Genomic DNA, 13,431 nt, shown 5'->3' on the forward strand with positions numbered 1-13,431 from the left:
CGCGGGTGACTCAGGCGCTCAGAAGATTCCTGCGACGCAGCAGGGAGGCCAGTGAGGCGGCGAACTCCACCGGGTCGACCGGCAGGGTCACCGCGGCGTCGGCACGGCTCCAGGTGGCCAGCCAGGCGTCCTGAGGGCGCCCGATGAGCACCAGCGCGGGCGGGCAGTTGAAGATCTCGTCCTTGATCTGCCGGCACACCCCCATGCCGCCCATCGGCACCGCCTCGCCGTCCAGGACACAGACGTCGATGCCGCCCTTGTCGAGCTCCCTGATGACGGCGTCCGGCGTCGCACACTCGACGAACTCGACGAGGGGAGCGTCCGGGGCGGGCCTGCGCCCGGTGGCGAGCCGCACCTGCGCGCGGGTGTTGGAGTTGTCGCTGTAGACCAGCACCGTGGCGGTCGGCTGCATTCTTCCTCCGAGACGTCAGCGTCGTACGGACATCCTGCGGTCGGGCTGATCGTCCCCGGCCCGATGCGCGGATGCTACTCCCTTGAACACCTCGTCAACACCGGTTCGGACACGGCTTCGATGGTCCATCCGGGCTGGACACACCCGGTCAACACCCCGAACGGCACCCCCCGGCGTGAGGGCGGGATAAGCGACCGACATAATGTCGGTCGTGGCGACAGCAACGACAGTAGAAACCGGGCACGCGCACCCGTCGGTCAATCGGCCGAACCTCACCAGCGTCGGAACCATCATCTGGCTGAGTTCCGAGCTGATGTTCTTCGCGGCCCTCTTCGCGATGTACTTCACCCTGCGATCGGTGACCGGGCCGGATCACTGGAAGGAAATGGCGTCCAGCCTGAACCTTCCGTTCTCGGCGACGAACACCACGATCCTGGTGCTCTCCTCCCTGACCTGCCAGCTCGGCGTCTTCGCCGCCGAGCGCGGGGACGTGAAGAAGCTCAGGATGTGGTTCATCGTCACCTTCATCATGGGTGCGATCTTCATCGGCGGTCAGGTCTTCGAGTACACCGAACTGGTCAAGAAGGACGGGCTCTCGCTCTCCTCCGACCCGTACGGCTCGGTGTTCTACCTGACCACCGGCTTCCACGGACTGCATGTGACGGGCGGACTCATCGCCTTCCTGCTGGTCCTCGGTCGCACCTACGCGGCTCGGAGGTTCACTCACGAGCAGGCGACCGCCGCCATCGTCGTGTCCTACTACTGGCACTTCGTCGATGTCGTCTGGATCGGCCTTTTCGCCACGATCTACCTGATCAAGTAATCGGGCTCACCGCCCGAAACATCCAGAAGCACCGACGCAGAAGATCCTGACACCGGGGTAATCCGTGAAAAAGCTCTCCGCACGACGACGCCATCCGCTGGCGGCGGTCGTCGTCCTACTCCTCGCGCTGGCGGCCACCGGGGGGCTGTACGCCGCGTTCGCACCCGCGGGCAAGGCGCAGGCCGACGAAACCGCCCAGTCCCTCGGTATCACCGAGGGCCAGAAGCTGTACTCCGTGGGCTGCGCAAGCTGCCACGGCACCGGCGGTCAGGGCAGCTCCGACGGTCCGAGCCTGGTGGGTGTGGGCGCCGCGGCGGTCGACTTCCAGGTCGGCACCGGCCGTATGCCGGCCCAGCAGCCCGGCGCTCAGATCCCGCGCAAGAAGGTGATCTACACCCAGGCCGAGATCGACCAGCTCGCGGCCTACATCGCCTCGCTCGGCGCCGGCCCCGCGATCCCGACCAAGAACCAGGTCAGCCCCGAGGGCGCGGACATCGCCAAGGGCGGTGAACTCTTCCGCAGCAACTGCGCCCAGTGCCACAACTTCACCGGCAAGGGCGGCGCGCTGACACACGGCAAGTTCGCGCCGAGCCTGGAGGGTGTCGACCCGAAGCACATCTACGAGGCCATGCAGACGGGCCCGCAGAACATGCCGTCCTTCCCCGACACCACGCTGACGGAGAAGAACAAGCAGGACATCATCGCGTACCTCGACGCGGTCAACGGTGACGACACCGAGAGCCCGGGCGGTCTTGAGCTGGGCGGCCTCGGGCCGGTCAGCGAGGGCCTGTTCGGCTGGGTCTTCGGTCTCGGAACCCTGATCGCCGTCGCCGTCTGGGTCGCCGCTCGGACCGCAAAGGCCAAGAAGTCATGAGTAGCCAAGACATTCCAGAAGAGAACGTGCCCGCCGAGCGGGCCTCCGACGACCACGCAGGTCACGGTCACGGTCCGGTAGCCGTCGCGGACGAGCAGAACCCGTTCGCGGACCCGGGGCTGCCGCCCCACGAGCACCGCATCCAGGACATCGACGAGCGGGCCGCCAAGCGGTCCGAGCGTCTGGTCGCCCTGTTGTTCGTGCTGTCGATGGTTGCCACCGTCGGCTTCATCGCCTCCTACGTGGCGATCCCGAACGACAAGTCGATCTTCGTGTTCCCGATCGGGCACATCAGCGCGCTGAACTTCGCGCTGGGCATGTGCCTCGGTGTGGCGTTGTTCGCGATCGGCGCGGGCGCGGTCCACTGGGCCCGCACCCTGATGTCCGACGTGGAGATCGCCGACGAGCGTCACCCGATCGAGGCGGAGCCCGCGGTCAAGGCCAAGGTCCTGGCCGACTTCAAGGACGGCGCCAGGGAGTCCGCGCTCGGCCGCCGCAAGCTGATCCGCAACACGATGTTCGGCGCGCTGGCCCTGTTCCCGCTCTCCGGCGTCATCCTGCTGCGCGACCTCGGCCCGCTGCCCGGCACGAAGCTGCGCCACACGCTGTGGTCCAAGGGCAAGCTCCTCGTCAACATGAACACCAACGAGCCGCTGCGTCCCTCGGACCTGGCCGTCGGTTCGCTCACCTTCGCCAAGCCCGAGGGCCTGGAGGAGCACGACGAGGACTTCCAGAAGGAGATCGCCAAGGCGGCCCTGATGATCATCCGGCTCCAGCCGGACGACATCAAGGACAAGCAGGAACTCGAGTGGTCCTACCAGGGCATCGTGGCGTACTCGAAGATCTGCACCCACGTCGGCTGCCCGATCTCCCTGTACGAGCAGCAGACGCACCACGCGCTGTGCCCGTGCCACCAGTCCACCTTCGACCTCTCCGACGGTGCCCGGGTCATCTTCGGCCCGGCGGGTCACGCCCTGCCGCAGCTGCAGATCGGCGTGAACGCTGAGGGCTACCTCGAAGCCCTCAGCGACTTCAAGGAGCCCGTCGGTCCTGCATTCTGGGAGCGCGGATGAGCACTACCACCACCTCCGACTCGCGCTCCTCGCGCGAGAAGGCACCCGCCGGTGAGCGGGTCGCCGACTGGGCGGACGGCCGTCTCGGGATCTACTCCCTGGCCAAGTCCAACATGCGCAAGATCTTCCCCGACCACTGGTCGTTCATGCTGGGTGAGATCTGCCTCTACAGCTTCATCATCATCATCCTCACGGGTGTGTACCTGACCCTGTTCTTCCACCCCTCGATGAACGAGGTGGAGTACCACGGCAGCTACGTCCCGCTGCAGGGCCAGCTGATGTCCGAGGCGTTCAACTCGACCATGCACATCTCCTTCGATGTGCGCGGTGGTCTGCTGATCCGTCAGATCCACCACTGGGCCGCGCTGGTCTTCCTCGCCGGCATGTTCGTGCACATGATGCGCGTGTTCTTCACGGGTGCGTTCCGCAAGCCCCGTGAGGTCAACTGGGTCTTCGGGTTCCTGCTGTTCGTCCTCGGCATGTTCACCGGCTTCACCGGTTACTCGCTCCCGGACGACCTGCTCTCCGGCACCGGTGTCCGCTTCATGGAGGGCGCGGTCCTGTCCGTGCCGATCGTCGGCACGTACCTGTCGTTCTTCCTGTTCGGCGGCGAGTTCCCGGGCGGCGACTTCGTGGCCCGCTTCTACTCGGTGCACGTGCTGCTGCTGCCGGGCATCATGCTCGGCCTGGTCGTCGGCCACCTGATCCTGGTCTTCTACCACAAGCACACGCAGTTCGCGGGCCCCGGCAAGACGAACAACAACGTCGTCGGCATGCCGCTGCTGCCGGTCTACATGGCCAAGGCCGGAGGCTTCTTCTTCCTGGTCTTCGGTGTCATCGCGGCCATCGCGGCGATCGCCTCGATCAACCCGATCTGGTCGTTGGGCCCCTACCGTCCGGACCAGGTGTCCACGGGCGCCCAGCCCGACTGGTACATGGGCTTCTCCGAAGGCCTGATCCGTGTCATGCCGGGCTGGGAGATCAACCTCTGGGGTCACACGCTCGTCCTGGGCGTGTTCATCCCGCTGGTCATCTTCCCGCTGGTCCTGGTCGCGATCGCGGTCTACCCGTTCATCGAGTCCTGGGTCACCGGCGACAAGCGCGAGCACCACATCCTGGACCGCCCGCGCAACGTCCCGACCCGGACCGCGTTCGGTGTCGCCTGGATCAGCTGGTACTTCGTCCTGCTCGTCGGCGGCGGCAACGACATCTGGGCCACGCACTTCCACCTGGCGATCAACTCGATCACCTGGTTCGTGCGGATCGCCTTCTTCGTCGTACCGGTGCTGACCTTCATCGCCACCAAGCGGATCTGCCTCGGCCTCCAGCGCCGGGACCGGGACAAGGTGCTGCACGGCCGCGAGTCGGGCATCATCAAGCGCCTGCCGCACGGTGAGTTCATCGAGGTCCACGAGCCGCTCAGCCAGGACGCGCTGCACACGCTCACCGCGCACGACCAGTACAAGCCGGCCGAGATCGGCCCGACGGTCGACGAGAACGGTGTCGAGCGCAAGGTCTCGGGCACGCAGAAGCTGCGCGCCAAGATGAGCCAGGGCTTCTACGGGGAGGAAGGCCAGATCCCCAAGCCCACCGTCGAGGAGTACAAGGAGATCGCGAGCGGCCACGGCCACCACTGATCCCCGGCTGATCGCCACGGCTTGAGCCCCGTCCATGACACGGACGGGGCTCTTTGCCGTCCCCCGGGCTGGATAGGGTGGACTCACCCGGTGGTGCGGGGCGATCCACCCCGCGTCACCCACGACCCGTGTCACCCGCGACCGCGTGACCCACGAACCCAGGAGCGACCATGAGCGCTGTGAACCCCGCTGGAGGCGACACCGCGGCGGGCCGTTCCTGGCCCGCGGTACTGAACGGACTGCTCGAAGGCCGCGACCAGAGCGCGGACGACACGGCCTGGGCCATGGACCGCATCATGCGCGGCGAGGCGACCGACGCGCAGATCGCCGGGTTCGTGGTGGCCCTGCGGGCCAAGGGCGAGACCGTCCAGGAGATCGCCGGACTCGTCCGGGCGATGTACGAGCACGCCAATGTGATCGAGGTGCCCGGACACACCGTCGACATCGTCGGAACGGGCGGCGACGGCGCGAAGACCGTCAACATCTCCACGATGTCCTCGATCGTGGTGGCCGGCACCGGCGCCAAGGTCGTCAAGCACGGCAACCGGGCGGCGTCCTCCGCGTCCGGGGCGTCGGACGTCCTGGAGAAGCTCGGCGTCAATCTCCAACTGCCGGTGAGCCGGGTCGCCCAGGTGGCCGAGGAGGCCGGGATCACCTTCTGCTTCGCGGTCAAGTTCCACCCGGCGCTGCGTCATGTGGCGGCGGCCCGCGGCCAGTTGGGCATCCGGACCACCTTCAACGTGCTCGGACCGCTGACCAACCCGGCGCGGGTGAAGGCCCAGGCGGTCGGCGTCGCCGATGCCCGGATGGCGCCGATCGTGGCGGGCGTGTTCGCCGAGCGCGGCAACTCCTCGCTCGTCTTCCGCGGCGACGACGGCCTCGACGAGCTGACCACCACCGGCGGTTCCCACGTCTGGGTCGTCCGCGACGGCAAGGTCACCGAGGAGCGCTTCGACCCCCGCGACGTAGGGCTCGACATCGTCCCGGTGGAGGCCCTGCGGGGCGCCGACGCCTCGTACAACGCGGAGGTCGCCCGGCGCCTCCTGGACGGCGAGAAGGGGCCCGTACGGGACGCGGTCCTGCTGAACTCGGCGGCCGCCCTGGTGGCCCTGTCGCCGGCCGGCGCGCCGCTCGCCGACCAACTCCGCGCCGGAATGGAGAAGGCCGCCGAGGCGATCGACTCCGGCGCCGCCAAGCGCACCCTGGAGCGCTGGGTGGCCGCCAGCAACGCCTGAGCCACCCGGGATCCCGCGCGAGACGCAGTCCGGATCGTGGACTGCGTCTTGCGCGGGGAAGATCCTCTGGCAAGATGCTGTACCAGGTCATGAGTGACAGCCATCAGGCCCCGGCCGGCTGTCCGGCAACCCTCCGTCCGTGGCGGGGTGCCCCGGGTGAAGACCAGGTCGTAGGCAGCGAGGCCTACGGCAAGCGCGGACCCCTCCCGCTCTCCGGGCGGACAACCAGGGGTCCTGGTCGTTCGAGGGAGCCTTCTGTGAGCAAGCGAATGCGTTAGGGCGCCGAGCCCCGCCTCCGCACGCCCTTTTCACCCTTTTCCCGCGCTGAGCGCCGTCTTCCGGCGGCCGGCTCGCGCGGTGATTCCGCCTGCCTCTCACAGGAGCTCGCCATGTCTGTTTCCACCGTTGCCGCCGACCAGACCGTTTGTGCCCCCTTGCCCGTTCTCGGCCGGGATGTCACCGTCCCGCTCGTCACCGGCGGCGAGGTGACCTACGCGGCTCTCGACTACGCCGCCAGCGCGCCCGCCCTCCAGCGGGTGTGGGACGACGTGGCCGCGTACGCGCCGTACTACGGCAGCGTCCACCGGGGCGCCGGATACCTCTCGCAGCTCTCCACCGACCTCTTCGAGAACGCCCGCAGGACCGTCGCGGAGTTCCTCGACTGCCGCGCCGCCGACCAGGTGGTCTTCACCCGCTCCACCACCGACTCGCTCAACCTGCTCGCCGCGGCCCTCCCGGCCGGCTGCCAGGTCTTCGTCTTCGAGACCGAGCACCACGCCTCGCTGCTGCCCTGGCGCGACGCCCGGGTGACCTACCTGAACGCCCCGCGCACCCCCGCCGAGGCCGTCGAGACCCTGGAGCGCGCCCTCGCCGCCCGTGACCCTCACGGACCGGCCCTGGTCTGCGTCACCGGAGCCTCGAACGTCACCGGTGAGCTGTGGCCGGTGCGGGAGCTGGCCACGGCCGCGCACGCCCACGGCGCCCGCATCGTCCTCGACGCGGCGCAGCTCGCCCCGCACCACCCGGTGTCGCTCCAGGACCTCGACGTCGACTGGGTCGCCTTCTCCGGGCACAAGCTGTACGCGCCCTTCGGCTCCGGTGTCCTCGCGGGCCGCTCCGACTGGCTGCGCGAGGCCGACCCCTACCTCGCGGGCGGCGGGGCCAGCCGCAAGGTCACCCGGCGCGCGGACGGCGGCGTGGACGTGGAGTGGCACGACAGCGCCGCCCGCCACGAGGCCGGCTCGCCGAACGTCATCGGCGCCTACTCGATCGCGTCGGCCTGCAAGGCGCTCACCGACGAGGGCTTCGACAACCTGCTCGCCCGCGAGCAGCACCTGATCCGCACCGTCCGCGAGGGACTCGCCGAGGTCCCCGAGGTCCGCGTCCTCTCCCTCTTCGGTGACGACGCCCCGCGGGTCGGCGTCATCTCCTTCGTCGTCGAGGGCTGGAACAGCTCGCACTTCGCGGCCGCGCTCTCCGCCGAGTACGGCATCGGGGTACGCGACGGCCTCTTCTGCGCCCACCCGCTCGTCCGCACACTGCTCGGCAGCGACCCGGAGACCGCGGGGGAGTGCGGAGCCCCCGAGGCGGCCCCCGGCGAGAAGTCCCTCAACGCCATCCGCGTCAGCTTCGGGGCCGGCACCCCCGACGAGCACGTCGAGCGGTTCGTCCGCGCGGTGCGCGAACTCGTCAGGGACGGCGCGCGCTGGCAGTACCGCACCGAGGACGGCCGCTGCGTCCCGGCCGTCTGACGCCCGAGGCAGCTCCGCCCGGAGGCGGCGCCGCGTCGGTCAGGAGTCGAGACCGATCGCGAACGCCGCCTCCAGGTCGTGCTGGGAGTACGTACGGAACGCCACGTGCGTGTCCGTCGCCTCGACACCCGGGATCTTGCTGATCTTGCCGGGGATCACGTCCGCCAGGTCGTCGTGGGCCTGGACCCGGACCATGGCGATCAGGTCGTAGGTGCCGGTGACGGAGAAGACCTCGCTGACGCTCTCCAGCGACGCGATCGACTCGGCGATCTCGGGGATGCGGTCCACGCTGGTCTTGATGAGGACGATCGCGGTGATCACGGCTGGTTCTCTCCCTAGGGGCCGCTGCTGGGGATCTCACCCTACTCGCGGTCCACGGGACCCGGCCGCTCCACCGGGGGCCCCGGCAGGACCCCCCGGACGGGCACGACGGCCCGGCGGCGCCGGAAGCGCGCCCACGCGTAGACGAAACCCAGCGAGAAGCCCACGAGGTGTGCCAGGTAGGCGACCCCGGGACCCGAGCTGCTGCGCTCCGCCGCCAGCCACTGCAGGGTGAACCAGAACGGCAGGACCACCCAGGCCGGGAACCGCAGCGGCAGGAAGAAGAGGAACGGGAAGAGACTGGTCACCCGGGCCTTGGGGAAAAGATAGAGGAACGCGCCGAGCACCGCGGAGATCGCCCCGGAGGCCCCGACCAGGGACTGCTGCGCGGTCGCGTTGGCGGCGGCGTACCCGAGCAGGGCCAGATACCCGCAGCCCAGGTAGAAGAGGGCGAACTCCAGATGGCCCATGCGCTCCTCGGTCATGAGCCCGAAGACGTAGAAGAAGAGCATGTTGCCCAGGAGATGAAGCCAGCTTCCGTGGATGAACAGGGCGGTCGCCGGCGTGAGCGCCTCGCCCGGCGACCCGTCGAACAGGGCGGACGGCACCACGCCCCAGCGGCGGAAATACGCCCGCTGCGCGACCAGCAGCTCGTCCCCGGTGCCGTACGCGGGATCGAGCCCCGAGGCGGGACCGATCACGAAGATCAGACAGCACAGGACGATCAGTGCGTACGTCACCGGCGCGGACCGGCTCCGCAGCGCCCTGCCGACCGTCGCACTCCAATTGCCGATCATGGTGCAGAGCATGACGTAACCGCGCCAATGCACACAGACCGCCTCGCCGCCACGGACACCCGAGCGTCGAGTACCCGCCAGGCCGTAGGGTTACGAGCCAAAGCGCCGGGAAACCTGCGCCGGACGGACACTAGAAGGAAAGCGGCTGCCCTATGACGGTTCCCCTGCCCGATGCCAAGACCCGCTGGCGCTGCACCCTCTGCGGCAACCTCACGCGTTTCGACGTGACGCGCTCGTCGAAGGTCGTCGAGTATGTGCACCTGGACCTGGCCGGTGAGCCGAAGGTCGAGGAGCGCGAGGTGGTCAGTGAGACCATCGAGGCGGTGCGGTGCCGTTGGTGCAACGCGGTGGATCAGGTCGAACTCGTGGACAGGCCGGGCGCCGGCTCCTGACGGAGCGGGCCCCGCACGGATATTGGGGTGAAACGGATGGTGGAGACCACAGGCGGGGAGCCGGACGACGGCACCGCCGAGGTGCTCGACCGTCCGCTGCCCGACGGCGTGCGCCGTCGGGTCGTGCAGATCGTCTCGGACGGTTTCGGCGGACTGACGATGTCCGAACTGCCCGTGCAATTGAGGCAGTACGCCCGGTTCGCCCCCAATCGCCGCGTCAAGTTCGCCGGTAACGCGATGGCGGCGGCGCTGGAGACGGACCCGCTGTTCAGACAGCGCATCGCCGAGAAGCTCAGAGAGACCCAGTCCGAGCTCGTCGGCGCTCTCGACTCGGGCGCGCCGCCCCCGGCCGCGGATCCGCTGGACGTGGCGGCCGCGGCCTATGTCGTGCGCCCGGCCGGCTGGGTGAAGCTCGTGACCGCCGCGGGCGAGGAGGCCCTGCGGGCGGACGCCGAGCGTGCCGGCGAGGAGAGCCGCGCCGAACTGGACCGGCTGCGCGCGGAACTCGCGGAGGCCCGCGGGCAGACCCGCGCCGAGACCGAACGGCTGCGTACGGAAACGGAGTCGGCCAGGAAAGAAGCGGAATCGCTTCACCGCAAGCTGCGCGGGGCCCTCAGCGACGTCAAGCGCGGTGAGGCGGCCCTGCGCAAGCTCCAGGCCGAGACGGACGGGGCGAAGGCGGAGAGCCAGGCGCAGGTGTCCGCGGCCGAGAGCGAGACGCGGCGCCTCAAGGCGCGGCTCTCGGAGGCCGAGGCGGCCCTGGAGGCCACCCGCAAGGCGGCCCGCGAGGGGCGCAGCGTCGAGGACATGCGGGTGCGGCTGCTGCTCGACACGGTCCTGGAGGCGGCCCAGGGGCTGCGCCGGGAACTGGCGTTGCCTCCCGTCTCCGTGCGGCCCGCGGAGACGGTCGAGGCGGTCGAACCGGGACGGATGACCCCGAAGGACATCGCCACCCGCGCGCTGTCCGAGAACGACCCCGCGATCCTGGACCAGTTGCTCGCGCTGCCCCAGGCGCATCTGGTCGTCGACGGCTACAACGTCACCAAGACCGGCTATCCCCAGATGCCGCTGGAGAAGCAGCGGCTGCGGCTGCTCGGGCAGCTCTCGCAGCTCGCCGCGCAGACCGGCGCCGAGGTCACCTGTGTCTTCGACGGGGCCGAACTGGCCGCGCCGGTGCTGCTCGCGCCCCCGCGCGGGGTGCGGGTGCTCTTCTCCAAGCCCGGCGTCACGGCGGACGAGCTGATCCGTCAGCTCGTGCGGGCCGAGCCGCCCGGCCGCCCGGTCATCGTCGTCTCGACCGACCGTGAGGTGGCCGACGGGATCGCCAAGGCGGGTGCCCGGCCGGTGGCGTCGGTGGTGCTCCTCAAGCGCTTCTCGCGCGGCTGAGCATGCGCCGCTCGCGCGGCTGAGCGTTCTTTTCCTTTTTCATCTCTTTCGGACCTTTTCGCTCCGCTTCACGGGGTGGGTTCCGTGCGGTCGGCGATCGGTTCCCTAAGTCGCGTGAGCCCCCTACGTACCATGCGTAACGTCTAGGCCTGATGCCCGAATTCGTCGGACTTTCACGCGACGTAGTGTCAATCGAACATCACTGCAGGTGAGTTGATGGCAAAGAATGCTCTCCGTGACAAAGAATTTTCAGGTTTGGATTTGAACTGATCACAAGTAGGTCACTAGGGTCATGCCTCGAACCTCCAACTAGGGTGATCACTCATGAGGAGTGACGGTGGAGGAGCACCGCCCGTCGGCGTTTTCGGCAGGCGGCTGGAGGAAGAAGGAGCTCGCCTTCGTGGCGTCCCACCGTCGACCCAAGCAGCCGAGCCGCACCCGTGTGACCGTGCTCACCACCGCCGCCGCTGCCGCTGTTGTCCTCAGCGCCAACGCCGCCAACGCGGCGCCGTCCGAGAAGCCCAACAAGGACGAGGTCAAGACCAAGGTCGACAAGCTCTACGAAGAGGCCGAACAGGCCACGGAGAAGCTTGACGGCGCCAAGGAGAAGCAGCAGAAGCTGCAGAAGCAGATCAGCGCTCTCCAGGACAACGTCGCCCGTGGCCAGGAAGAGCTCAACGAGCTGCGTGACGGTCTCGGTTCGATGGCCAGTGCCCAGTACCGCACCGGCGGCATCGACCCCTCCGTGGCCCTCTTCCTCTCCTCGGACCCGGACGACTTCCTGGACAAGGCCTCGGCCATGGACCAGCTGAGCGCTCAGCAGGTCGAGTCGCTCAAGAAGGTCCAGGGGAAGCAGCGTTCGCTCGCCCAGCAGCGCGCCGAGGCCTCCGCGAAGCTCAAGGACCTCGCCGACACCCGGGCCGAGCTCGCCAAGAAGAAGAAGGAAGTCCAGAGCAAGCTGGGCTCCGCGCAGAAGCTCCTCAACACGCTGACCGCGCAGGAGAAGGCGGCGCTGGCCACCAAGGAGCAGGAGCGCGCCACCCGCGCCAGCGAGCGCGTCGACCTCGGCAACAGCAAGGGCTCGGGCCGTGCCGGCGCCGCGTTCGCGGCCGCCCAGGGCGCGATCGGCTCCCCGTACGTCTACGGCGCCTCCGGCCCCAGCTCGTTCGACTGCTCGGGCCTCACCTCCTGGGCCTACGCCCAGGCCGGCGTGACCATACCCCGCACCTCGGAGGCCCAGGCCAACGCGGGCACCCGCATCTACTCGCAGGGCGATCTCCAGGTCGGCGACCTGGTCATCTTCTACGGCGACCAGCACCACGTCGGTCTCTACGCGGGCAACGGCCAGGTGCTGCACGCCCCGCACACCGGCGCGGTCGTCCGCTACGAGGCGATCGGCAACATGCCCTTCCAGTTCGGCGTCCGGATCTGATCCGGACGGGCGGTCCCGCACGGGATGCGGGCCGCCCGGAGCGCCCTCCCGCCGCACCGCCCAAACGGGCGAATTGCGACAACTCGCGCTGACCCCACGCCCCGTCGGTGACCTGCGTCTCCGGCGGGGCGTCACTGTGTGTGCCCGCGGGGGTCTTTGGCCGACGTGTGCTCGCGCGGTTACTGTCTGCCGCGATCCCCCGACGGCGGGGGACCGTCAGCGGAAGGGAGTGCGGCCACCCGTGGGGTTCCATCGCCGCCTTGCACCGACCGGCTTCCACCGGGGCGCCGGCGCCTTCGGTGCCGCCGCCTGCGTGATGTCCGCGGCGGCCGCCGCGCTCGGCACCCTGCCCGCCTCGGCGGCGCCACACGACGAGACCCGGGCCGAGGTGGACCGCCTCTATGCCCGGGCGGAGAAGGCCACCGAGGCGTACAACAAGGCCGACGAGCGAGGCGACGCGCTGCGCGAGCAGATCGGCACGGCACAGGACGAGATCGCCCGGCAGCAGGACCGCGTCAACGCCATGCGGGACGCGCTGGGTTCGCTCGCCGGGGCGCAGTACCGCTCGGGCGGCCTCGACCCGTCCCTCGCGCTGCTCTTCTCCGCCGACCCGGACGACTATCTCGACCGGGCCTCCGCGCTCGACCGGATCGGCACCCGCCAGGCCGGCGAACTCAAGGAGCTCCAGGTCGCGTTGCGCGAACTCGCCCAGAAGCGCCGCGAGGCCGACGGGAAACTGGCCGAACTGGAGCGCACCCGCACGGCCGTCGCCCGGAACAAGCGGGTCATCGAGGGCAAACTGGCCAAGGCGCGCCATCTGCTCAACTCGCTGCCGTACGCCGACCGCGCCGCCTACGGCCGGGCGTCGCGCGCGTCCCGTGGCGACCTGCCGGGCCTCGACGACTCCATCGCCTCCTCGTCGCGCGCGGCCGTCGCCGTCGCGGCGGCCCGCTCGGCGCTCGGCCGTCCCTACGTGTGGGGTGCCAACGGGCCCGGCGGCTTCGACTGTTCGGGCCTCATGCAGTGGTCCTACGCGCATGCCGGGGTCGGCCTGCCGCGCACCTCGCAGGCCCAGCGGTTCGCCGGACGGCAGATCCCGCTCTCCCAGGCGCGGCCCGGTGACCTGGTGACCTACCGGTCCGACGCCGGCCATGTCGGCATGTACGTGGGCAACGGCCAGGTGATCCACGCGCCCTACCCGGGCGCACCGGTGCGCTACGACCCGGTCGGGATGATGCCGATCTCGTCCGTCACCCGGGTCTGACGGGGCGCGGTCCCGGCGCCGGACGGGCCGGGCG

The 13,431-nt window shown here is 69.5% G+C and carries 13 protein-coding genes and 1 riboswitch; of the genes, 10 read left to right on the forward strand and 3 right to left on the reverse strand.

From position 1 onward, the window contains the following. Window positions 1–10: 10 nt before the first annotated feature. On the reverse strand, window positions 11–412 hold the full coding sequence (locus ACFXGX_RS04980) for a hypothetical protein (RefSeq protein ID WP_384784740.1): 402 nt from the start codon (window positions 410–412) through the stop codon (window positions 11–13). A 202-nt stretch (window positions 413–614) separates the two neighbouring features. Between ACFXGX_RS04980 and ACFXGX_RS04985 the strand changes: the two genes are divergently transcribed. From ACFXGX_RS04985 to ACFXGX_RS05010, 6 genes are all read left to right on the forward strand, one after another. Further along, window positions 615–1,235: a heme-copper oxidase subunit III gene (locus ACFXGX_RS04985; RefSeq protein WP_328453310.1), complete on the forward strand. Its 621-nt coding sequence runs from the start codon at window positions 615–617 to the stop codon at window positions 1,233–1,235. Window positions 1,236–1,299: 64 nt separating this feature from the next. Continuing rightward, window positions 1,300–2,109: a c-type cytochrome gene (locus tag ACFXGX_RS04990; protein WP_384784742.1), complete on the forward strand. Its 810-nt coding sequence runs from the start codon at window positions 1,300–1,302 to the stop codon at window positions 2,107–2,109. Further along, entirely contained in the window at window positions 2,106–3,182 is a 1,077-nt protein-coding gene (locus tag ACFXGX_RS04995; protein WP_384784744.1) for a Rieske 2Fe-2S domain-containing protein, read from the forward strand. Before ACFXGX_RS04990 ends, ACFXGX_RS04995 begins: the two co-directional genes overlap by 4 nt. Then, complete coding sequence (locus tag ACFXGX_RS05000; protein ID WP_384784746.1) at window positions 3,179–4,819, forward strand: cytochrome bc complex cytochrome b subunit; 1,641 nt, start codon at window positions 3,179–3,181, stop codon at window positions 4,817–4,819. The genes ACFXGX_RS04995 and ACFXGX_RS05000 overlap by 4 nt, the downstream gene beginning before the upstream one ends. A gap of 170 nt (window positions 4,820–4,989) precedes the next feature. Further along, window positions 4,990–6,054, forward strand: a complete 1,065-nt coding sequence (trpD, locus tag ACFXGX_RS05005) for an anthranilate phosphoribosyltransferase (RefSeq protein WP_384784748.1) — start codon at window positions 4,990–4,992, stop codon at window positions 6,052–6,054. A gap of 85 nt (window positions 6,055–6,139) precedes the next feature. After that, a riboswitch (SAM riboswitch) is annotated at window positions 6,140–6,256 on the forward strand. A gap of 187 nt (window positions 6,257–6,443) precedes the next feature. Then, window positions 6,444–7,805 carry an aminotransferase class V-fold PLP-dependent enzyme gene (locus ACFXGX_RS05010; RefSeq protein ID WP_384784750.1) on the forward strand — a complete coding sequence of 454 codons (1,362 nt, stop codon included), beginning with the start codon at window positions 6,444–6,446 and terminating at the stop codon, window positions 7,803–7,805. 39 nt (window positions 7,806–7,844) lie between these two features. On the opposite strand, the gene ACFXGX_RS05015 is transcribed toward ACFXGX_RS05010, so the two are convergent. Both ACFXGX_RS05015 and ACFXGX_RS05020 read right to left on the reverse strand, forming a co-directional pair. After that, window positions 7,845–8,126: an Lrp/AsnC family transcriptional regulator gene (locus ACFXGX_RS05015; RefSeq protein WP_037624013.1), complete on the reverse strand. Its 282-nt coding sequence runs from the start codon at window positions 8,124–8,126 to the stop codon at window positions 7,845–7,847. Window positions 8,127–8,167: 41 nt separating this feature from the next. Beyond that, the gene (locus tag ACFXGX_RS05020; protein WP_384784752.1) at window positions 8,168–8,923 is read right to left on the reverse strand and encodes a rhomboid family intramembrane serine protease; all 756 of its coding nucleotides are present in this window, start codon (window positions 8,921–8,923) and stop codon (window positions 8,168–8,170) included. Between the two features lie 152 nt (window positions 8,924–9,075). On the opposite strand from ACFXGX_RS05020, the gene ACFXGX_RS05025 reads away from it, so the two are divergent. The 4 genes from ACFXGX_RS05025 to ACFXGX_RS05040 all read left to right on the forward strand — a co-directional run bounded on the left by ACFXGX_RS05025 (window position 9,076) and on the right by ACFXGX_RS05040 (window position 13,397). Beyond that, the gene (locus ACFXGX_RS05025) at window positions 9,076–9,315 is read left to right on the forward strand and encodes a hypothetical protein (protein ID WP_355765848.1); all 240 of its coding nucleotides are present in this window, start codon (window positions 9,076–9,078) and stop codon (window positions 9,313–9,315) included. Between the two features lie 36 nt (window positions 9,316–9,351). Continuing rightward, window positions 9,352–10,701, forward strand: coding sequence for an NYN domain-containing protein (locus tag ACFXGX_RS05030; RefSeq protein ID WP_384784754.1), 1,350 nt, complete (start codon window positions 9,352–9,354; stop codon window positions 10,699–10,701). 400 nt (window positions 10,702–11,101) lie between these two features. Further along, entirely contained in the window at window positions 11,102–12,133 is a 1,032-nt protein-coding gene (locus ACFXGX_RS05035; RefSeq protein WP_384784756.1) for an NlpC/P60 family protein, read from the forward strand. 241 nt (window positions 12,134–12,374) lie between these two features. After that, window positions 12,375–13,397 (forward strand): NlpC/P60 family protein, encoded by a 1,023-nt coding sequence (locus tag ACFXGX_RS05040; protein WP_384784758.1) that lies wholly within the window; start codon window positions 12,375–12,377, stop codon window positions 13,395–13,397. Window positions 13,398–13,431 lie beyond the last annotated feature (34 nt).

It is taken from the genome of Streptomyces sp. NPDC059371, assembly GCF_042751995.1.
Classification (GTDB): domain Bacteria; phylum Actinomycetota; class Actinomycetes; order Streptomycetales; family Streptomycetaceae; genus Streptomyces.